Here is a 21275-nt window from a genome sequence, read left to right as displayed (position 1 = left end):
GATTAGCGATCGTAGCGGTAGCTTGGGACAGGAAAATAATGTCCAGAGCTGCCGCTATTTTATTTAATCTGCATCTTTCGAAAGCTCCACAAGTTCAGCTTATATAGATTTGAAACAGAATGGATTAGCAGTTTTCGCCGTAGAGGCATCTGGATAATACATCCTATGAACCTTGAAGATGTTTTTTTATTTTCAATAAATACCATATGCGAATAATTTTATGAGTAAATTAGTGGTAAAAAGGTATGGTTACACATGTATATAATATTTTCTCAAAAAATTCAGGGGCCCTAAAGTACCATTTTTCTGAATCCGTTTACAAATAGATTTTTCTATGAATTTTTTTGAATGATTTTGAAGGAAAATGAAGCGACCTACCTGGGAAAAAAGAATATGCAAAAAAAACAAGAAACAAATTTTACCTAATGTAAGTGAAATGAAATAAAATGGGATTTTCAGAAATTCACTAGGAAAATATGAGGATAGAGCTCAAGAGGTCTCCTTCTTTAGCCATGAATAAAAGGGGAGATCTAGTCTATATCAATCGTTAAGCATTAAATATAGAATGGCCCTACCAACATAAAAGTTGGGTATCTGATACAGGGAAGAATAATCAAAAAGGGAGATGGAGTACTTGAAAATTAACAAATGGTTCAGAAATGCAGCAACCGTAACGGTAGCAACTACCTTGCTGTTAGGAGGCGGCATTCAAGCTTTTGCGAAGGAAAAAGACAGTGCTGATCTCGAGGAAGACAGCAGGTTTACCCAAATCACGCGTCATGATATGCTGAATATTTTCAAACAGCAGGGCAAAGAAAAATATGAGGTTCCATCCTTTGATGCATCTACCATCAAAAATATTCCTTCAGCAAAAGGCCGCGACGGGTCGGGCAAGCTGATTGATCTGGATGTATGGGATACTTGGCCGTTACAAAATGCCGATGGCACGATAGCTAATTACAAGGGGTACAACATTGTTTTTGGACTGGCAGGCGATCCTAAAAGAGCAGAGGATACGTTTGTCTATCTGTTCTATCAAAAAGCAGGCAACACCTCGCTGGAAGGCTGGAAAAATGCCGGAAGAGTATTTAAGGATAACGATAAATTCCTTGCAAACGATCCAATCCTGAAGAATCAGGCGGAGGAATGGTCCGGTTCTGCTACTTTAACGTCGGATGGAGCAGTGCGTTTATTTTATACGAGCAGACAGCCTTTTGAGCCGGAAAACAAACTATACGGCAAGCAAACCTTGGCTACGGCCCAAATTAATCTTTCTCAACCCAATGACGAAACCCTGAAAGTGGATGGCATAGAGGACCTCAAATCGATTTACGATGCTGGCGACGGGAAAATTTATCAGAATGTTCAGCAAAGCGTGGGAGTAAACCTAGATAATCACACATTCAGAGACCCTCACTACATTGAAGATCAAGGGAAAAAATATATCATATTTGAAGCGAACACGGGTACAGAGACGGGCTATCAGGGAGAGGATTCCCTTTATAAATCTGAGTATTATGGCGGGAATAACGAATTTTTCACGAAAGAGCTACAAAATCTGCAGCAAAGTCCCAAGAAAAACGGGGCCGAAGTGGCAAACGGTGCTTTGGGAATCGTGGAATTAAATAATGATTATACGTTGAAAAAAGTGATGGACCCGCTAATTGCATCCAATCTGGTAACCGATGAAATTGAACGAGCGAATGTTTTTAAAATGAATGGTTTGTGGTATTTGTTTACAAGCACCAGAGGTTCCAAATCTACCGTTGATGCGATTAGCAACGACGATATTTACATGTTAGGCTACGTGTCGACTTCCTTGACAGGGCCTTATAAACCGTTAAATGGAACCGGTCTCGTTCTTCATCACGATCTGGATCGTGAGGATATTACATGGACGTATGCCCATTTTGCTATTCCACAAGGCAAAGGAAATAATGTCGTAGTAACCAGCTATATGACAAACCGCGGACTTTTCGCGGATCACAAATCCACTTTTGCGCCGAGCTTCCTGCTGAACATTAAAGGCTCCAAAACTTCTGTTGTGAAGAACAGAATCTTGGAACAAGGGCAAATCACGATTGACCCAACGGACGACAAGAAAGTTTCACCATATGACTATGGGAAGAAGAAGTAAGAGGGTAGTCGCTCAAGCGAGAGAGTAAAGCAAAAAAAGTGAAGGAAAACACGATGCTTTTTTCGACGTTTTCCTTCACTTGGAAAGTCCGGTGGGACGATATTGGGGGCTAATATTTATGTCCCTGGCTCAGTAGCTTGGTGAATCTGGGGTTACCTTTGATGTACCGAGCCGTCCCATACCGGACGATACATATCGTGCAGTGCAGTGAGAGGGTGGGAACCGACCGTTCCCGCATGCTCATCAGACTATCCAGACAATAAAAGTTGGGAGGATCGTCATGATGAAAAACATAGCTTCCAAGAGCATTTGGATACGATCCGTGGTAGCCATCGTGGGCTTAAGTATTTTAATAGCGCTCGGCTGGAGCCTGTATCACCCGGTTAAAAGTGAGAGTTCAGAAACACAGAAGATGCCGACTTACCGGGCAACCTATCATTTTACCGTTCCAGACAAGTGGAAAAATGATCCTCAGCGGCCCATTTATTTGGATGGAAAATATCATTATTACTATTTATATAATCGTGACTATCCCCAAAAGAATGGTACAGAATGGCGGCATGCGACGTCTACCGATCTGGTTCATTGGAAAGATGAAGGGGTAGCGATTCCCAAATATACCAACCCGAATGGAGACATTTGGTCCGGTTCGGTCGTGATTGACGATAATAACACCGCAGGTTTTGGCGAAGGTACGCTTGTAGCCATTGTGACACAGCCCTCCGCAGAAGGAGGGAAGCAGGAACAATTTTTGTGGTACAGTACGGACAAAGGAAAGACGTTTACTTCTTATCGCGACACTCCTGTGATGTCGAATCCGGGCATAAAGGATTTCAGAGATCCCAAAATCATCCGAGATATTCAACGTGGTCAATGGGTGATGGTCATGGCGGAAGGAACGAAGATTGGCTTTTATGAGTCTGATAATTTGAAGGATTGGCGGTATACGAGTGGCTTTCAAACGGAAAATATCGGGCTTGTAGAGTGCCCCGACCTTTACCGGATGCGGGCGGATGATGGAACCTATCAATGGATTCTGGGCGTGAGCGCAAATAGCAAATCGACAGGCGGACCCAACACGTATGCCTACTGGACGGGAGATTTTAATGGAAAAGAATTTCTCCCTGATCGCAGTGATCCTGAGTGGCTGGATTATGGCTTTGACTGGTATGGTGCAGTTACGTTCGAGGATGGAAAAGACAAAGACCAATACAGTCACCGTTATGCTTTGGCCTGGATGAATAATTGGGATTATGCCCATAACACGCCTACCCAGAAGGAAGGCTTTAATGGAATGGATTCGATTGTTCGTCAAATTCGACTGAAGCATACAGCAGATGCTGGCTATCTCTTGGTTTCACAGCCGGTAAAAACTTTGGAGCGATTCCAAACCTCAACGGAATCATTTGGACAGATCAAAGTAGAGGGCGTTCACCCGCTTCCAGTAGCAGGTGATGCCTATCAGTTGGAGGCGGATGTATCTTGGTCAACGATCAAAAATACGGGATTGAGGCTTCGAGAGTCAGCGGATGGCAAGCGCCATGTGGATGTTGGTGTTTCGGTGGATGGTCAATACTCTTATTTGAATAGAGCTAATACCGGGCAGCCGGATCAGAGTGGAAAATATGTAGAGAGCAAGGCGCCTTTTGATGCTAATAAGAAAAAGGTTCACCTGAACATTCTCGTCGATAAAACCAGCATTGAAGTCTTTGTAGATGACGGAGAAGTAGCGTATTCCAGTTTAATATTCCCACGATTAGAGGATCAGGGAATTACTCTTTTTACCGATGGCGGCCCGGCTATTTTTAACAATGTAGTGATCAAGCATTTTAATCGTTAGCGAGTATCGTAGGCTGCTCGTATAGCTTTGACATATTCCTGATTCTGCGAATCATTTCAGCTAAGGATTTTGCACACATTTTTTTGCGCTCAAGTAAAACCATAATGATGGAGATCAATCGGTCCACTTTCATAAATCATCAGCCTTTTTAGTTCATTTTCGTATTGTTGACAAATAGTTGTCAATATTGGGCGATACAATAAGCTTGTATGATGATTATGAAAAGTCCGCCCCGAGTACAAAAACGGGGTGGACTTTTCTATTTAATGTCGGATTTATAGGAGCTAAACGCCTAAAAACTGCTGATTGGATAAAACTATCTGTGATAAGGTGCCAGATTGTCAGCGCTACGGCCTAGCTTTTTGAGCAAACCGATAAGCTGATCTCTTTCGGTTTCGCTAATTCCGCTAAAAGCACGTTCAATCTGATGTGTATAGTCTGGGTAAATTTCGTCCATGACGCGTTGTCCTTCGTTCGTCAATTCCGCATATATAATCCGACGATCCTGGTCGCACGGGTGACGATGCAAATAACCGCGGCTCTCCAGCTTGTCGATAACATAGGTGACATTTCCACTTTGCAGTAGCAGCTTTGCTCCAATTTGCTGGATCGGCTGCGCGCCCTTGTGATACAAAACTTCCATCACGGCGAAGGCCGTTGGGTTGAAGCCCATCGTTTTGATGCCAGCAACCGCATGTTCATTTACACTTTTGAATGACTTGCCAAAAACGCTATACAAATGCATGGATTGCTGTGTCACCAGTGTCCTGTAATCTATCATCTTCATTCCACCTTTATGTATGGATTTGGGCATCCTTTGACCGCTCGGTTTGGATGACCGGGCAACCATACCCTTGTTACTAGCATAAAGGGATTTACGTAGGGAAAACATGCGTTTTGTCACAGTAGCTGTTTTTTTAACTATTTAATTTCAAAGCTTTAAAGTAAATTTTTGAAAAATAAAGGTTTTCAATGTTAAAGTTCTGTTCCAAATGGTTATATTAAAAAATATATATATTTTGGACCCAAAATAAGATACAACAGAGGAGATGAGGCACATGGAGACGGGCTCTTTCCGTTTTCAATTTCGTGATCCGCAGCAGGCCGCCCGTGCCTGTGAGACATTAAAAGAAATTGGGTACACCACCAGCACAAACGGTGACACAGGTCTGAGTGTTCATATTGAGAATCAGGATGTACTGTCTGCGCTGGAAATTTGCCAAGCCTATGAAGGAAGCATGATCGAGTCAGGGAACCTCACTTCTGATCGGGGCGCAATCCCCGGCCTGCAAGAAAGTGTGCGTACACACAACCCAGGCTATAGCCCGGATGACTGGATTATCCCCGCACATACCATCAACGAAGATTGGAGCGAAGCCTATAAAAACGGCTCATCCTCAACGAACAGCATCCCGACAAAAAAGCACAACGTCAGCTCCGATCAACAACCGGAGGACGAAGTGGATGGATTTTCTGGAAGCATCCATATTTGACTCACATGATGACGCAATGTCGATCAGGTGGTTGTTTCTTAGTTCCAAAAAGGCTCTTGACAGTTTTGTGAAGTAAAAAGCACCAGTAAACCTTGAGCAGGTTTGCTGGTGTTTCTTTATTGATGAAGAAAGTCATTCTCCACATGAAATATATTAGAAAGGGCAATCTAAAAAACAAGGAGCTCTGTCTTAAATTCAGGAATAGGGTGATTTTCTAAATGGATAAACCGTCTGATATGCAAAAAGATCAAAAACTAAAATGGTGGCAGCTTAGCTTGTTAGGGGTTGCAGGGACTATTGGAACAGGATATTTCCTCGGGTCCGGCTTAGCGATTTCCATTGGTGGCCCAGCCGTGCTGATTGCATACTTTTTGGCAGCGGTTGGAACGTATGTCGTGTTTGATGCCCTTTCGCGAATGACAGCAGATCATCCAGAACAGGGTTCTTTCCGGTCCTATGCCCAAAAAGCATTTGGAAATTGGGCAGGCTTCGGCAGTGGTTGGGTATATTGGTTCTCGGAGCTGCTTATTAATGGGAGCCAACTAACCGCGCTGTCTATATTTTCACGCTTTTGGTTCCCTGAGATACCGATGTGGATATTTGCGGCAGGCTTCGGGATCTTAGGGCTTGTAATTATTTTTTTTGGCAATAAGGGTTTTGATCGTGTTGAAAATGTACTGGCCATCATTAAGATAGCGGCTATTGTTATGTTTCTGGTCTTAGCGGTTGCTCTTTTGGTAGGCTGGATTGGAGGAGGAAAATATAATCCGAAGTTCCCCATCAGTTACAAAGACTTTTTTCCAACCGGTGGCATAGGATTGTGGTCATCTTTTATTTTTGCCTTTTATGCATACGGAGGTATTGAAGTGCTCGGAATTATGTCTAACCGACTTCAAAACCCGGAGGAAGCACCCAAAGCCGGAAAAGTGATGCTGATGACGCTGGCTGTGGTGTATGTGCTTTCTATTGGGCTGGCTGTGTCTATGGTACCATTAAGTGCCTTTAATCCGAAGGAAAGTCCTTTTGTGCTTGCGCTCAGCAGCGACCATCTGGCCTTTGTGCCTCATTTATTTAACGGAGTGCTTATTATTGCAGGGTTCTCAACGATGACAGCATCTCTATACGCAGAGACTTCTATGATGATTACCCTTGCACAGGAAGGAGATGCGCCCACACTGTTTTCACGGAAGTGGAAGGGCAAATATCCTCTTTATGCACTTAGTTTGATCTCCGTTGGATTAATCTCAGCAATCGTGTTGTCGTCGCTGCTGCCGGGAAAAGTATATGAATATATCACAACTGCAGCGGGTTTAATGCTGTTGTATAACTGGTGCTTTATTTTACTGTCTTCAGGTAAGTTACTGGAATCGAGCAGATTAAGCAACATTAAACGTTGGATTGGATTATTGTTGATAGCTATGGCCGTGGTCGGATCATTTTTTCATAAGCTTAGCCGCCCGGGGGTTTACATAAGCTTACTGCTTGTCTTGTTAATTGCAATATGTGACCTCATTGTTCAATGGGTTCGTCGAAAGCACGCGAAGGAATCCCGGTAATTTTGTCAAGAAGCCAAGAGTTAGCGAAAAAAAAGTAATTGAAATGCCTGTACACCAAAATAAAAGCCAAAGCCTACAAGGGATAATCCGGACATCCAAGAGATGGTTTTAAGCAATCCGGTTTTTAGAAATCTACGGAAAATACTTGAAGCGGCTGCCATGGTCACATCCCAGAGCAGCACGCCTAATACAATGGCTCCGCTATAGATCAATAGCTGTTGTACTGGATATGTATTAGCGACGTTTGCCAGTATTGATCCGTAAATGCCAAGCCAGAAAAGGATGGAAAGAGGATTAAATAATGACATTAGGAAGCCGGATACAAATGAGTTAGTTATGGTATTACCATTTCCCCTTAATTCGGACTCTGAAATCACACCTGCATGTTTAATACTTTCAAGGCCTGTATACACAAGCACGAAAAAACCAAACATCCATAAAAAAGCTTTGACAAACGGAGCATTAAGAAGGTGGATCATTCCCAAATAGACAAGCAGCATATAGATAATGTCTGCTGTGATTGCACCAAGTCCAATAAACCAGGCGTGCCAAAACCCATTCTTAATACCTCGATCCAACTGTGCGGCATTGATCGGTCCGATGGGGGCCGAAAGTGACAGACCAAGAAAGACATATCCGATAAATGTATTAATGCTGTTTTCCTCCTTGAGTATTTATTGGATGTTATGTATTTGTCTATTTTAGTTTATTCGGACAAACCCATTTGTAAGACCGTATTTTTTGTACGTATATTGTAGGAGTAGCACCGCTTGGCGATCTTGTAGGCATTAATCATGAAGCAGTAGTCACAGCGTACCAATTCGGTAACGGGTTAACCAATCTAATTTCACCAACAGGCGGAGTACTGCTGGCGGGATTGGCCATTGCCCGGATCAGCTTTGGACAGTGGCTGAAGGTAATCTTCAAGCCATTCCCCATCCTGTGTTGCTGCTATTTTTGCTGCGGTGGGTATTTAATAAATCAAGTGAGAACCCCTGTCTTTTAGAGACAAGGGTTTCTTTTTGTGCATAAGTTTACGTGAAAAATGAATAATATGGATAGCATTTTCCTAAGGAGGAAATAAACTTGATGCTTGCTGATAATAGATTACTCATTGCTGCTCTAGGCGGTGTGAATGAAATCGGGAAAAACATGTATTTCATCCAATACGATCAGGATATTGTCGTTATCGATTGTGGCTCCAAGTTTCCTGATGAAAATTTGCCTGGTATTGACCTCATTGTACCGGATGTCACCTATTTGCTGGAAAATCAGGACAAAGTCAGAGCGCTCATCGTGACTCATGGACATGAGGACCACATCGGAGGCATTCCTTATCTGCTCAAGCAGATCAACATTCCCGTATTCGGGACAAAGCTCACCATCGAATTAATTAAGATTAAGCTAAAGGAACATAACCTTTTGCGTGATGCCGAGCTTCACCTTATAGATGCGAATTCAACCATTGATGTGGGTAAGATTCAGGCATCCTTTTTCACCACCGTCCACAGTATCCCGGATTGCCTGGGTGTCTTTTTTCAGACACCGGAAGGAAATGTGGTTCATACCGGTGACTTCAAATTTGATATGTCTCCCGTAAGCGGACCTTTTCCGGATCTTCATCGAATGGCCGAAATTGGAAAAAAAGGGGTTAAAGTGCTTCTTTCCGAAAGTACAAATGCGGAAAGACCGGGATTTACTCCTTCAGAACGTTTGGTTGGCGGGCATATTCTGGATGCATTCGCCAGAGCAAAGCAGCAAGTATTTATTTCCACGTTTGCTTCCAATGTGAACCGTGTCCAACAAGTCATTGACGCGGCTGTGGAAACAGGCCGCAAACTGGTTTTACTCGGACGCAGCATGGTAAATGTGGTGTCGGTGGCTAAGGAGTTGGGTTTTTTGCACATGCCCGAGGACTTGTTGATTGAGCCGGGAGAAACAGAGCGGTTTCCTGCAGAAGAAATCGCAGTTTTATGTACAGGAAGTCAGGGCGAGCCGATGGCTGCGCTGTCCCGGCTAGCCAATTCCTTGCATCCCAAAATCGAAATTTTGCCCGGGGATACTGTAATTATTGCAGCAGGAGCCATACCCGGGAATGAACGGAATCTTTCCCAAGTGATTGACAACCTGTACGTACTGGGCGCCAACGTTATTTATGGATCAGGCAGCACCACAGGGATGCATGTATCCGGTCATGGCAGCCAGGAAGAGTTAAAATTAATGATGACCCTGATGAAACCCCAGTATTTGATTCCCATACATGGTGAATTTAGAATGTTATATCAGCATCGTCAGCTAGCAGAGTCTGTGGGGATTCCTATGGAGAATGTATTTATTGTCCATAACGGTGACACTATTCAGATCGAAGAGGGAAGGACATCCCTGGGGCCCAAAGTACCATCCGGCAATAGTCTGGTAGACGGGCTGGTAACAGGTGACGTAGGTAATATTGTACTGCGAGATCGTAAAAAGCTTTCTTCAGACGGAATGCTGATTATTGTGATGACTTTGAGCAAAAACGAGAAGCACATGCTCGCAACGCCAGAGGTCATTTCAAGAGGCTTTGTATTTGTTAAAGATTCCGAAGAGCTCATGAATCAGATCCATGACACGATCATGTCCACAGTGAACGAGTTAACAGAAATCGAAATGAGTCAGTGGGGTCTGATTAAGCAGATGTTAAAAGATGATGTTGGCCGGTTCATTTACAGTCAGACCAAGAGAAGACCCATGATTTTACCTATTATTATTGAGGTTTAAGAAAATGGCATGGATTTTGGCGTTACGCTATTAATCAAAAAAAGACTTAAATCAGTAATGTGACTGATTTAAGTCTTTTTCATTTCCCTTTCCTATCTCCTCAAAGAAACGAGAATGCAGTGGCGTCTCCACACTCCTACAGCATCTCGTTTAAAGCAGCCTGTGTTCCCGCCGTATGTCCCGTGGTAAACGCCGCCGTAATATTATAGCCGCCCGTGTACCCGTGAATATCCAAAATCTCACCGCAGAAAAACAATCCCGGCATCAGCTTGGACTCCATCGTTTTCGGATTCATTTCCTTCAAATTCACACCGCCTCCGGTAACGAACGCCTCCTTCAGAGAGAGCGTACCGTTCACCCGGATCGGAAATGCCTTGATTCGATGGGCTAGCTCTTGCCATTGCTGCTTCGGAATATGATCGTACGTCAAGTCCCCACGCAGCTCGGTTTGCTGGAGCAGCAGCGGAATCAGGCGTTCCGGCAAATAAGGCTTGAGTACGTTTTTAATCGCTTTTTTGGCATCGGCTGCCGCCAGCTCCAGTGTTTCACGGTAGACTTCATCGGCATGCTTATGAGGCTGCAAATCCAGAGTCAGCAGTACCGTGCTAGTCTTATCCTTTTTCATCCCTTTTACGACAAACTGACTGCATCGCAAGGCGGAGGGACCCGACAGGCCAAAGTGTGTAAAAATCATGTCTCCCTCGTGGACGACGACCTTCTTTTGCTTCGCATTCCACACGGTCAGGCTGATGTTGCGCAAGGACAGCCCCTGTAGCTCCTTTGTCTGAATAAACGTCTCACCTGACGTCAACGGAACCTCAGTTGGATACAGCTCGGTAATCGTATGTCCTGCTTGCTCGGCCCATGCGTAGCCGTCACCTTCCGAGCCTGTATGCGGAACAGATTTGCCGCCGACCGCGACAATAACATTGCGGCTGCGAAGGGTTTCACCGGAACGCAGTCTTACCCCGGCAGTATGGCCTTCTTTGTAAAGAACCTCCAGTACGGGACTTCCTGTCCGAATGTCCACTCCTTGAGAACGAACCTTGTTGACCAAAGCGTCGACAACCGTTTTGGCCTTATCCGTCACCGGAAACATACGCCCGTTGTCTTCTTCCTTCAAGGCTATGCCCAGTTGTTCAAAAAAGGCGATGATGTCCCGGTTGCCAAAAGCCGCCAGCGCACTGTACAGAAAACGGCCATTGCCGGGGATGTGCCGGATCAGCTCGTCCAGCTCTTTTGCATTCGTGACGTTGCAGCGGCCTCCACCGGAAATACCCAGCTTTCGTCCGAGTTTATTTCCTTTTTCGAGTAAAAGCACCTTGGCGCCCTCACTGCCGGCTGCCGCAGCGGCCATTAATCCCGCTGAGCCGCCTCCGATCACAATAACGTCGTATGTCATGAACCTCTTCCTTTTTGTTGAAAAATTTTTCGAAAACCTAACTATGGGGTAACAGGATGTACACATATTGTAATACCATTACCTTAGATACACATTATCACGGTATTTTTGTATAAAAAGATATAGAAAGTCGTCATCTCGTTTTTTTCGGAAAATGCGTAAAGATGTCATCTTCATATCTATCTGGTGTTCGCAGATTTTGTCGTTTTATACCGAGGTTTTAACACATATATTGTAATATATTGTAGCCTGTGCTTTAATTCAACTAACGACGTCAAGGAAAGATGATGAGGGGGAGAAGTCCTTGTTAACTGCGTTGAAGGAAAGTGTGCTTCAAGTTCTCCTTGCCGTGATGTCGGCGGGTTTTTTCTCTATATTAACGGATTGTGGGGATAAGAAAAAGGTTTGGGGCGGCATTCTGCTTCCCGGATCTAATCAAGGGCTCCTTTATTTGTGTTGTTTGCCGGTCATATTGCTATGTTCGCTCTTTCAATATCAGTCTCCTTATGGCCTGTCTTTCAACTTGGGAATAATCCCCCTCGCTGTTGGCATCATGTACGGCAGACGGCGCACCGCATTTATTCTTGCCGCTTCTGCGCTAGTCAGTGTTCTGATTATAGCCCAGTCTACGGCAATGTCGCCAATGTATGTGGGTACGGGTTTTATTCTTTTTCCTTTTATGCTGCTGCACGTCAAGTTCTTTCAAAGAGGAACATTGTTGGACAAAAAACTTCTGATTTCTGCCTATGTTGCGGCTGATATGCTGCTTAAGTCATTATTTCTGCTATTGTGGGGCAAACAAGTTGTCTGGGTATACGTTTCCGATTTCTTTACGACGCTGTGGAATATTGCAGCAGGTGTACTGGCAAGCTTTATGGTCGTCAGTCTGATGCATTATGCCTTTGAGAAGCTGGCGTTACGGCGGGATGTGACTGAGTATACGAGCAAATATTTAATTGAAGCCGATAAGCTGCGTCAAATTATGGATCTGATGCCGTTGGCCCTGGTCACTCTGGACAGCGAAGAACGGGTTATACATATGAACAAAACGATGCTGGAACTCTATCGGGACGTCGATCCGTTTATTACGCTGCCTGAGGTGGTGGGCCGTCCTTTGACACCGCCGTTTGGTTTTAACACTGCACCAGTGATTAATGAGCGGGTTGCGAGGGCCCTTGAAGGAGAGGCAGGTGCTGACCTTATAAATGTGCCTCCCAAAGTGTTTTTCTCAAGCTTCTTTCCCATTCGTGATAAACATGTAAGCCAAACGACTGGTGTCATTATCGCCTTGCAGGACATTACAGAGCTGGAGACGCTGCGCAGTGAGCTGGGTAATGTCGAGAGGCTTAGTCTGGTCGGACAGATGGCGGCGGGCATTACTCATGAAATACGCAATCCGATGGCAGTTGTGCGCGGTTTTTTACAGCTCATGCGCGAGAAGAGTCCCGACTCCCTAAGTCATTACTACCGTATTGTGATGGATGAGCTGGATCGGGCGAACGGAATTATTAACGATTTCCTGTCACTTGCCCAGAACCGAAATGTCGAGAAGGAGCAATGCCATCTTCATGACATTATTCGTGAACTCACTCCTCTGTTGTGGGCAGATGCCAACTTGAGAGGACAGACGATTGAGCTGAAGCTGGAGGATCATGTCACAAGGCTACATTTGAACCCCAAGGAAATGAAGCAATTGCTGCTTAATCTGTCGCGTAATGCGATGGAGGCTATGGGGGATAAAGGCGTGCTGACGATTTCAACTCATGAAGAGGGCGATTTTGTGGAGCTGGGAGTGAAGGATACGGGTCCAGGCATTCCGCAAAGTCAGCTTGAAAAGCTGTTCCAGCCTTTTTACACGACCAAAACGAAAGGCACAGGTCTGGGCCTGGCCTTATGCCAAAGCATTGTGGAACGCCATCACGGTACCATTGCCGTCGATTCGGTGGAAGGAATGGGAACGCAGTTTAGAGTTCGATTGCGTAGAACTATTCCAACTCACAGGGATCATTCTGAATCACCTTCCATGAATTCCATACAGAAATAATTGTACAAATATATATCCGGCTTTTTGCAAATTACATGAAAAAGATTGTATAATAAAATTTAGATGTCCATGTCTTTAACACGGCAGAGGATGAAATTAAGCAACGTAATATACATGATTTTTCGAAAAGGAGTGAACGAATATGTCGATGTCTTTTGATCAATATATGAGAGATTCTGTTCAGCCGATGCGCGATGAACTGACAAGTCTCGGAATCCAGGAGCTGCGTACTCTGGAAGATGTGGAGGCCAAGCTGCCTGATGCCAAAGGTACAGTGCTGGTCGTTGTGAACTCGGTATGCGGTTGTGCCGCAGGTCAATGCCGACCGGGTATAGCTGAAGCGCTGAAGCATGATATTACACCGGATCACCTGTACACGGTTTTTGCTGGTCAGGATAAGGAAGCAACGGCGAAGGCGCGCGAATTTTTCGCACCGTATCCACCATCTTCTCCTTCGATCGCGCTGTTGAAAGACGGCGAACTGGTTCACTTCATCGAGCGTCATCAGGTGGAGGATCGTTCGGCAGCTCAAATCGCTGCTGAATTGACCAGTGCATTTGATCGTTTTTGCCGGTAAAACTGCTCAAGCTATGCCCCGGCATTTTTCGCTTGCGAAACTTGCCGGGGCTTTTGCATGTTGGCTTGTGAAGGAAATCCCTAAAAAAGAGGTGCATATCTGATGAGTTTGCAGGAACAGATTATTGCTGAATTGGGAGTACAACCTACCATTAACGTAGAGGCTGAGGTCCGCAAGCGTGTGGATTTCCTCAAGACGTATGTCACGAAAACCGGAAGCAAGGGTCTGCTGATCGCCATCAGCGGCGGGATCGACAGTGCCGTAGCGGCTGCCTTGTGCAAACAGGCTACGGACGAGCTGACGCAGGAGCAAGGCGAAGAGTACAAAACGCTTGGAGTATTCCAGCCGTATGGCAAGCAGGAAGATATCGAGCACAGCTACGCGGTAGCCAAAGCGTTCAACCTAAAATTTGCCGGAGAAACGAACATTCAGGAAGCGGTGGACACGATTGCCGTGGAAGTAGAGCATTCGTTGAAGGATATCGGTCTTGAGCGTTCCATGACTCCGCAAGTGAGAGGGAATGTGAAGGCGAGAACACGTATGGTGGTTCAGTACGCGCTCGCGAATGCACTGAATTTGCTCGTTGTGGGTACGGATCATGCTTCGGAAGCCATCACAGGTTTTTATACCAAATGGGGCGATGGTGCCGTTGATATCACGCCGCTCAGCACGCTGAACAAACGTCAGGTTCGTTTGCTGGCGAGTTACCTGGGAGTTCCGCAGGCTATTCTGGACAAAGCGCCTACAGCGGGATTGTGGGAAGGCCAGACGGATGAAAAAGAACTGGGTATCTCTTACGAAGCGAACAGCGACTATTTGGAAGGCAAGGAAATTGACCCGGCGGCACGTGAGAAGCTGGAAAGCTTCTTCACACGCACAGCGCATAAGCGGACAAGCATTCCAGGCATTTAAACTAAACAGCGAACAATTTATGGAGTTGTAAAATAAATAATACGGCGATCCGCCCGGCGGATCGCCGTTTATATTGACGGCAGGGTATAGTTTAATTGGTAATCGATTCAATGAAGCGGCGGGTTTCGGTAATCGCCTGATCCAGTGGAAGGCTGCTTCCCTGGAACGGGTGAACGGTATTGAAGGTATGATTGCCCCCTTGAATTTGCACCCATTCAATATCAGGACGAACCGAGGTAAGCAGGGCAGATCCTTCACGCAGACGTTTGGAATCATCGGTGCCTTGAATGAGTACGGCAGGCAGTTGGCTGTCTCTAAGCCGGTCCACGATGGCAAAGCGTTGGCGATTTTGCTCCAGATCTTCCAAAATAACAAGATCCAGCGGAAGCTGCTGCCCGGTTCTGGCGTTTGATACGTAGCTGCGCCCCTTGGTCCGCATTTCCTCTTTTTGCGGCAAGGTGAACAGGTCCAGATCAGTCACGCCATTCCATGAAATGACGCCTGAAACCTCGTCCGGATGATCCAGCGCATATATGAAGCAGCTTCCCGCACCTCGGCTATGTCCTAACAGAAACAACGGCAGCTCTCTGAATTCGTGGCGTGCTCTCAGATTTGTCAGCAATACGTCCAAATCTTCTTGTTCCCGGCTGTAGGTGTTCCGTGCGAACTTTTCCAGCTCGGTAAAATTTTCCAGATCTTCACCTATGCCGTTATGTGAAAAATTGAAGGTCACGACATGGTTGTCTAAGCTTAAGGCCTCCGCTATATTGGGAAACATGCCCCAATCCTTGAAGCCCTTATAGCCATGAGCGATGACGAGCAAGCTTTTGGCTGTATTTTTGGCGGGGAACCAGGAAGCCCGGATTACCGTATCTGTACCTGCTTTTGTTCCTGCTTCAATAACGAGTGATTCTGACATCCTATCCTTCCTTTCTACGGGAATTGTAAATGGGTATATAAGCTAAATCAACATGCGCATAAAGCCTCTCTTATTTTAGCATATTTTGGTGCTGCTTTTATGGCTTTGTGGCTCGCCATGATGTGGACACGCTGTTACAATAGGTGCAGTAAAGTATAAAAGGACGGGGAATACCCAAATGATCTACGGAATCGGACATGATGTGCTGGAAATAAGCCGGATGGCTGACATATTGGCAGGCAAGCATGCAGACGCTTTTTTAAATCGGGTGTTGACCCCGGCTGAACGCGACCTTGCTGTGGAGCGAAAAGGTAGGCTGGTGGAGTTTGTAGCAGGGCGCTTTGCCGCGAAGGAAGCGATAACGAAAGCCTTCGGCTGCGGAATCGGGCAGATGATCGGGTTCGGCGATATGGATATTTTACCAGAGCCTGGGGGCAAGCCAGCGGTTTATTTATCTGCTCCCGCGTGGGATAGACTGGGGCTGCCGGGTACGGGCCGCTCGGATTACAGCATTCACCTGAGTATTACACATCAACCCAACATTGCCTCTGCTTTTGCGATTGTTGAATATAAGGAGACGTGATGTGATGACTACCCATACATTGGAACAAAAACGTTATTTCAGCTTCGAGCTGCTGAATTGGTATACACAATGCAAGCGGGATTTGCCGTGGCGCCGCCACCGGAATCCTTTTTACATCTGGATTTCGGAAATTATGCTCCAGCAGACGCGTGTCGATACGGTGATACCGTATTTTAACCGCTTTATTGCACGCTTTCCGACGATTGAGGCGCTGGCGGAAGCACCCGAGGAGGATGTGCTTAAGCTGTGGGAAGGGCTAGGTTATTATTCACGGGCACGGAATTTGCAAACGGCAGCGAAACAAGTGGTTGAGCTTCACGGCGGAGAGGTGCCGGATGATACGCAGGCTGTCGCCGCTCTGAAAGGCGTAGGTCCATATACGACGGGAGCGATTATGAGCATTGCCTTCAATCGACCGGAGCCTGCTGTGGATGGGAATGTGATGCGGGTGCTGTCGCGCTATTTCCTGATTGAGGAGGATATCATGAAGGGTAGCACGCGAGCGCATATGGAAAGTCTGGTGCGGGAGCTGATCCCCGAAGGGAGAGCCTCCGATTTCAATCAGGCGTTGATGGAGCTGGGTGCCCTGGTCTGCACGCCGAAGTCGCCCCATTGCCTGACCTGCCCGGTCATGGAGCATTGCTCCGGCCGATTGGCAGGTCGCGAGGAGACGCTACCGGTCAAGACGAAGGCGAAGCCGCCGCGGCTGGAGCCGCGTTCCGTCGCCCTCATCGAGGGCAGCGGCGCGAATTCAGGCCGCATACTCGTGCGTCAGCGCCCGGCCAAGGGCCTGTTGGCCCGCATGTGGGAGCTGCCGCACGAGCTTGTCGGGCCGGAAGACTACAACGGCCCGATGCCGGATGAGCCAGCCATGGACCACCTGGCGGCTCATTTGCTGGCGGAGGGCGTGCTCGCCCGTCCGGTGCGGTTTGTACGTGAGGCGGAGCACACGTTCAGCCACATTCACTGGAACCTGCGTGTGTTCCAGTGTGAAGAGGTCGCCAGCCCTGCCGGGGAGGCGGGCGGACAGCCCCTGGCTGCCGAGCAGCGGGCAGGCTATAGCATCGGCGGTGCGAAGCCAGGCGCGCTGATTGCACAGGCGGAGCAGGAGGAGCGCACGGCGCCGCCTGCGGGGTACCGCTGGATCAGTGAGGCCGATATGGACACCTTGGCGTTTCCCAAGGTGTTCCTCGATCTGATCACCGAATATTTTGCAAAGAAAGCAGGAACCTGATTTCAGGTTCCTGCTTTGTTTCGAAAAAAAATTACATTATGAATATTCAATAGTGTATAATTTTTACGATATTAACATTTTTGAACAACTGGGAGTATCGGATTATGATTTGGATTATTTCTCAAATGTACACCTACAGATTTTCAATTTGCAGGAGGGCTACTATGAGATGAAGGGGAGTACAAGCTCTTGAGTTTACTGTGCATCATGTTACTTGACTTAGGTTAGATTCAAATTACAGAATAATAATGAAAATTGAAATTTTGTTTTCGGCATATCTTACAGATGGTAAGTACAGATCATGAAAAAATGAGTAGGAATGAGCTAATAGCCCTTTTCTACTCATTTTGATTATACATTTGTTGAGCCATTTCTTTTTTTTACATCGCTTGTTCAAAAATGTCGATCACTTCTTGTTGCGTAGGCTGAATCGGATTGGTTGCACCGCAGGCATCTTTGAGTGCGTTGGCGGCGAGAACAGCGAAATCTTCGCGTTTGACACCAAGTTCTTCCAGGCCGGAAGGGATGTTGACCCGTTTAGCCAGCTTTTCGATAGCGTGCAGGGCGAGGTTGGCACCTTGTTCCGGTGTAACACCGTCCGTTTTTTCGCCAAGTGTACGGGCAATGTCGGTGAGCCGTACGGCGGAAGCCTTAGCGTTATAGCGCTCTACATGCGGCAGCAAAATGGCGTTACAAACCCCGTGCGGCAGATTATAGAAGCCACCCAATTGATGCGCCATGGCGTGAACAAAGCCTAATCCGGCGTTATTGAATGCCATCCCCGCGAGGAATTCGGCGTAGGCCATTTGGCTACGGGCTTCTACATCGTTTCCGTCGTCGACGGCTTTGACCAGATTATCCCGAATCAGTTCAATGGCTTTAAGCGCGCAAGCATCTGTGATCGGTGTGGCATTCGTGGAAACATAAGCTTCAATAGAGTGAGTGAGCGCATCCATCCCCGTTGCGGCAGTTAATGACTTGGGCATAGCCATCATTAGATCAGGATCATTGACGGCAATGAGTGGTGTCGTGTGCTTGTCGACAATCGCCATTTTGATATGGCGCTTTTCATCCGTAATAATACAAAACATGGTCATTTCACTAGCCGTTCCTGCCGTGGTGTTAATGGCAATCAGTGGGAAGGAAGGCTTCTCGGATTTATCCACGCCTTCGTAGTCGCCGATCTGTCCGCCGTTGGAGGCCAAAAGCGCGATTCCCTTGGCACAATCATGCGGTGACCCGCCTCCGAGCGAAATAATAAAGTCGCACTTGGCTTGGTTCAACAGCTCCAATCCCTCGTTTACATTTGAAACCGTGGGATTCGGCTGAGTGCCGCTGTATACGACGGATTTTACGTTTAGACTATCCAACATATCTGTTACCTTTTTCACAATACCAATGTCAACTAAAGGCTTATCAGTTACGATCAATGCATTTTTAAAGCCCAATTTTCCGATTTCGGTACCTGCATCCGCCAGTGCGCCTGAGCCCATCAGACTCATACCCGGCATCATGAATTTGGAAGTTCCCGTCATAAATATGCATCCACCTTTATTATTATTTTGGAGTAAATAGACGTATAATGATGAAATTAAAGGATTTCGCAACTATCCTTATATCCTTATCATACTGCCCTATATTGGTGGGAACTAGCGCATTTTATTATAAAATATCATGATTTTTTAAAAGGGTGAAACGGATGGAGCATTCCAAGATTTTAGGCGATTTTAATCGTTATAGCGAACTGCAATATGGATATGAGACCAATCTGATCAGAATTTTGTATTATGATCTTCCAGAGAATTATTGCGAGAAATATGCTTCATATGAATGCCCGAAGCTGTGTACGATTTTGGAGGGGAGAAAAGAAGTCAAAATTAATGAAACGGAGCATTTTGAATACGATTCTCAGGAGATTATCCTGCTTCCTCCCCAGTCCAGCGTTGAAATGAAAATCAAAGAACAAACCAAGGCACTGGTCTTTGAATTAAGCGGTCAGTTGATGGAACGGTTAAGGAACGTGGTAGAGGAGGAATTTCAGATCCAGGAGAGTTTCCCGACTCATTCGGTGATTCGCTGCGAGCTGAACGAAAAGGCGGATTCACTTACCGCATCTATGGAGCGGATCAAGCAGTATATGTCACGTCCCGCCGAAAGAAAAAATTTCCTGATTGATCTGAGTGCTCAGGAAATGGCCTATCATCTGCTACAGATGCAGGTGCTTGAACGGAATTTGCTCACGAACGACCGGCATCCTGTGTTCCGCGCGATTCGTGACATTCAGGAGCATTTGCCCGGCATCAGGCATGTGAAGGATTTGGCGGATAACTATAATATGTCACATGCGAATTTCACGAATCAGTTTAAAAAAATAACAGGATTAACCCCGCACGACTATATTACGAATCAAAAAATGCAGCTGGCCAAGCAATGGCTTCAGCACCGGAACGTGACGGAAGTCGCTTTTGATTTGAGTTATGAGAGCGTTTCCTATTTTATTGGACTTTTTAAAAAGAAGTATGGCGTTACGCCTAAGCAGTATCAGATGAGTGTGCAGCGCCAAGTGATTCTTACGTAATGTGAAACTATGAAAAAGTAAAAGGGGCCGGCCTCTGTGTTTACATCTTCTCTTTTACACCATTTTAAATGGAGAAGGGCTGTCTCACTCGTAGAAAATCTACGTTTGGGACAGCCCCTTTATTATAGGGTTACCAGCTTATTTTTTCGCTGTTGCGTAACGTTTGTTCACTTCATCCCAGTTGATAACATTGTAGAATGCTGCAATGTAATCCGGACGTTTGTTTTGATATTTCAGGTAGTAAGCATGCTCCCAAACGTCCAGTCCGAGTACCGGAGTCAGACCTTCGGACAGCGGGCTATCCTGGTTTGGCGTGCTAGTGATTGCCAGCTTGCCGTCTTTGCCGACAACCAGCCAAGCCCAGCCGCTACCAAAGCGTGTTGTAGCTGCTTTAGTGAAGTCTTCTTTGAATTTGTCATAGCCGCCCAGCTCGTTGCTGATTGCTTCAGCAATGGCGCCAGTGGGTTGTCCGCCGCCGTTCGGGCCGATAACTTCCCAGAACAGGCTGTGGTTGTGGTGTCCGCCACCGTTATTTCGAACCGCAGTGCGGATGCTTTCAGGAACGCTGTCCAGATTGGAGATCAGATCCTCCAGACTTTTGCTTTGCAGTTCAGGAGCGTTTTCCAGAGCTGCGTTCAGGTTTGTTACGTATGTGTTATGGTGACGATCATGGTGAATTTCTACTGTGAGCGCGTCAATGTGTGGCTCCAGTGCGTCTTTCGCGTAAGGAAGTTCTGGTAATTGAAATGCCATAGTAAATCCCTCCTGATAATATGGTTGGGTAAGGTGTTCCTATGTAATAATACCCCTGTGAGTTATATTAAACCGCATTCAGTCTATTTTATCAACATTTTTGTTTGTAAAATAGCAAACTGGGCAATATGACCTAGTAGCTATCATGTCCAAAAACCCGCTTGGAATACATGGTGTATAGGTAATAAGAGGCGAATTATGCAGCTTCAAAATGTAAACGCTTGATATACAGCGTTTACATGAGGAAAAGGGATGTATTCCATCTAAAAGTGTGGTTTAATGGTCAAAGAAGCAGAAATTTCGGCTTTTTTGTCGTCAGCTATATCTAATCATGTCTACGGATATGACGAACTTGAGGGCATAGCCCTTTTCCTGTTCTTTAATTCATATATAGTAGATCGTATGCATTTTTATCATATGGCCTCGTGATTAACACCATGCTAAGAACTTTAAGGATTTATGTAAAATGACGGTGCTGTCTCAATTT

Annotated in this window: 18 protein-coding genes; 12 read left to right on the top strand and 6 right to left on the bottom strand. The window is 46.0% G+C overall.

Going from position 1 to position 21275, the window contains the following annotated elements:
• Nucleotides 1-634 precede the first annotated feature (634 nt).
• A complete protein-coding gene (locus ACWGOO_RS13400; RefSeq protein WP_452484121.1) occupies nt 635-2137 on the top strand; it encodes a glycoside hydrolase family 68 protein in 1503 nt (500 codons plus the stop codon).
• Nucleotides 2138-2420: 283 nt separating this feature from the next.
• Entirely contained in the window at nt 2421-3977 is a 1557-nt protein-coding gene (locus ACWGOO_RS13395; protein ID WP_452484494.1) for a glycoside hydrolase family 32 protein, read from the top strand.
• Between the two features lie 316 nt (nt 3978-4293).
• Here the strand turns inward: ACWGOO_RS13395 and ACWGOO_RS13390 are convergent, their stop codons facing one another.
• On the bottom strand, nt 4294-4758 hold the full coding sequence (locus ACWGOO_RS13390) for a MarR family winged helix-turn-helix transcriptional regulator (protein ID WP_452484119.1): 465 nt from the start codon (nt 4756-4758) through the stop codon (nt 4294-4296).
• Between the two features lie 277 nt (nt 4759-5035).
• On the opposite strand from ACWGOO_RS13390, the gene ACWGOO_RS13385 reads away from it, so the two are divergent.
• Nucleotides 5036-5470, top strand: coding sequence for a hypothetical protein (locus ACWGOO_RS13385; RefSeq protein WP_452484117.1), 435 nt, complete (start codon nt 5036-5038; stop codon nt 5468-5470).
• 218 nt (nt 5471-5688) lie between these two features.
• Nucleotides 5689-7026 (top strand): amino acid permease, encoded by a 1338-nt coding sequence (locus tag ACWGOO_RS13380; RefSeq protein WP_452484115.1) that lies wholly within the window; start codon nt 5689-5691, stop codon nt 7024-7026.
• A 20-nt stretch (nt 7027-7046) separates the two neighbouring features.
• On the opposite strand, the gene ACWGOO_RS13375 is transcribed toward ACWGOO_RS13380, so the two are convergent.
• Entirely contained in the window at nt 7047-7679 is a 633-nt protein-coding gene (locus ACWGOO_RS13375) for a LysE family transporter (RefSeq protein ID WP_452484492.1), read from the bottom strand.
• A gap of 83 nt (nt 7680-7762) precedes the next feature.
• Between ACWGOO_RS13375 and ACWGOO_RS13370 the strand changes: the two genes are divergently transcribed.
• A complete protein-coding gene (locus ACWGOO_RS13370) occupies nt 7763-8032 on the top strand; it encodes a hypothetical protein (protein ID WP_452484490.1) in 270 nt (89 codons plus the stop codon).
• 83 nt (nt 8033-8115) lie between these two features.
• Entirely contained in the window at nt 8116-9786 is a 1671-nt protein-coding gene (locus ACWGOO_RS13365) for a ribonuclease J (RefSeq protein WP_452484488.1), read from the top strand.
• Nucleotides 9787-9922: 136 nt separating this feature from the next.
• Here the strand turns inward: ACWGOO_RS13365 and ACWGOO_RS13360 are convergent, their stop codons facing one another.
• Nucleotides 9923-11188, bottom strand: coding sequence for an NAD(P)/FAD-dependent oxidoreductase (locus ACWGOO_RS13360; protein WP_452484113.1), 1266 nt, complete (start codon nt 11186-11188; stop codon nt 9923-9925).
• A gap of 304 nt (nt 11189-11492) precedes the next feature.
• Between ACWGOO_RS13360 and ACWGOO_RS13355 the strand changes: the two genes are divergently transcribed.
• The 3 genes from ACWGOO_RS13355 (at nt 11493) to nadE (ending at nt 14721) form a co-directional block, all read left to right on the top strand.
• A complete protein-coding gene (locus ACWGOO_RS13355) occupies nt 11493-13232 on the top strand; it encodes a two-component system sensor histidine kinase NtrB (RefSeq protein ID WP_452484111.1) in 1740 nt (579 codons plus the stop codon).
• A 142-nt stretch (nt 13233-13374) separates the two neighbouring features.
• Complete coding sequence (locus ACWGOO_RS13350; RefSeq protein WP_452484109.1) at nt 13375-13809, top strand: BrxA/BrxB family bacilliredoxin; 435 nt, start codon at nt 13375-13377, stop codon at nt 13807-13809.
• A 102-nt stretch (nt 13810-13911) separates the two neighbouring features.
• Nucleotides 13912-14721 (top strand): ammonia-dependent NAD(+) synthetase, encoded by an 810-nt coding sequence (gene nadE / locus ACWGOO_RS13345; protein WP_452484107.1) that lies wholly within the window; start codon nt 13912-13914, stop codon nt 14719-14721.
• A 91-nt stretch (nt 14722-14812) separates the two neighbouring features.
• On the opposite strand, the gene ACWGOO_RS13340 is transcribed toward nadE, so the two are convergent.
• Nucleotides 14813-15640, bottom strand: a complete 828-nt coding sequence (locus ACWGOO_RS13340) for an alpha/beta hydrolase family protein (protein ID WP_452484105.1) — start codon at nt 15638-15640, stop codon at nt 14813-14815.
• A gap of 178 nt (nt 15641-15818) precedes the next feature.
• Between ACWGOO_RS13340 and acpS the strand changes: the two genes are divergently transcribed.
• Entirely contained in the window at nt 15819-16223 is a 405-nt protein-coding gene (acpS, locus tag ACWGOO_RS13335) for a holo-ACP synthase (RefSeq protein ID WP_452484103.1), read from the top strand.
• Nucleotides 16224-16227: 4 nt separating this feature from the next.
• Nucleotides 16228-17457 carry an A/G-specific adenine glycosylase gene (gene mutY / locus ACWGOO_RS13330; protein ID WP_452484486.1) on the top strand — a complete coding sequence of 410 codons (1230 nt, stop codon included), beginning with the start codon at nt 16228-16230 and terminating at the stop codon, nt 17455-17457.
• 380 nt (nt 17458-17837) lie between these two features.
• Here the strand turns inward: mutY and yiaY are convergent, their stop codons facing one another.
• A complete protein-coding gene (gene yiaY / locus ACWGOO_RS13325) occupies nt 17838-18992 on the bottom strand; it encodes an L-threonine dehydrogenase (RefSeq protein WP_452484101.1) in 1155 nt (384 codons plus the stop codon).
• 164 nt (nt 18993-19156) lie between these two features.
• Between yiaY and ACWGOO_RS13320 the strand changes: the two genes are divergently transcribed.
• Entirely contained in the window at nt 19157-20035 is an 879-nt protein-coding gene (locus ACWGOO_RS13320; protein ID WP_452484099.1) for a helix-turn-helix transcriptional regulator, read from the top strand.
• 138 nt (nt 20036-20173) lie between these two features.
• Here ACWGOO_RS13320 and ACWGOO_RS13315 read toward each other — a convergent pair whose 3' ends face one another.
• Nucleotides 20174-20788, bottom strand: coding sequence for a superoxide dismutase (locus tag ACWGOO_RS13315; protein ID WP_452484097.1), 615 nt, complete (start codon nt 20786-20788; stop codon nt 20174-20176).
• Nucleotides 20789-21275 lie beyond the last annotated feature (487 nt).

The sequence above is a fragment of the Paenibacillus sp. NPDC055715 genome, from assembly GCF_053617595.1.
The sequence above is the reverse complement of the archived record's forward strand: the minus strand, read 5'-3'. Positions and strand labels throughout refer to the sequence as shown.

Coding starts and splice junctions, on each gene's coding strand:
- ACWGOO_RS13395 (WP_452484494.1), top strand. CDS start 2,421: ATGAAAAACATAGCTTCCAAGAGCATTTGGATACGATCCGTGGTAGCC.
- ACWGOO_RS13390 (WP_452484119.1), bottom strand. CDS start 4,758: ATGATAGATTACAGGACACTGGTGACACAGCAATCCATGCATTTGTAT.
- ACWGOO_RS13385 (WP_452484117.1), top strand. CDS start 5,036: ATGGAGACGGGCTCTTTCCGTTTTCAATTTCGTGATCCGCAGCAGGCC.
- ACWGOO_RS13380 (WP_452484115.1), top strand. CDS start 5,689: ATGGATAAACCGTCTGATATGCAAAAAGATCAAAAACTAAAATGGTGG.
- ACWGOO_RS13365 (WP_452484488.1), top strand. CDS start 8,116: ATGCTTGCTGATAATAGATTACTCATTGCTGCTCTAGGCGGTGTGAAT.
- ACWGOO_RS13360 (WP_452484113.1), bottom strand. CDS start 11,188: ATGACATACGACGTTATTGTGATCGGAGGCGGCTCAGCGGGATTAATG.
- ACWGOO_RS13350 (WP_452484109.1), top strand. CDS start 13,375: ATGTCGATGTCTTTTGATCAATATATGAGAGATTCTGTTCAGCCGATG.
- nadE (WP_452484107.1), top strand. CDS start 13,912: ATGAGTTTGCAGGAACAGATTATTGCTGAATTGGGAGTACAACCTACC.
- ACWGOO_RS13340 (WP_452484105.1), bottom strand. CDS start 15,640: ATGTCAGAATCACTCGTTATTGAAGCAGGAACAAAAGCAGGTACAGAT.
- acpS (WP_452484103.1), top strand. CDS start 15,819: ATGATCTACGGAATCGGACATGATGTGCTGGAAATAAGCCGGATGGCT.
- mutY (WP_452484486.1), top strand. CDS start 16,228: ATGACTACCCATACATTGGAACAAAAACGTTATTTCAGCTTCGAGCTG.
- yiaY (WP_452484101.1), bottom strand. CDS start 18,992: ATGACGGGAACTTCCAAATTCATGATGCCGGGTATGAGTCTGATGGGC.
- ACWGOO_RS13320 (WP_452484099.1), top strand. CDS start 19,157: ATGGAGCATTCCAAGATTTTAGGCGATTTTAATCGTTATAGCGAACTG.
- ACWGOO_RS13315 (WP_452484097.1), bottom strand. CDS start 20,788: ATGGCATTTCAATTACCAGAACTTCCTTACGCGAAAGACGCACTGGAG.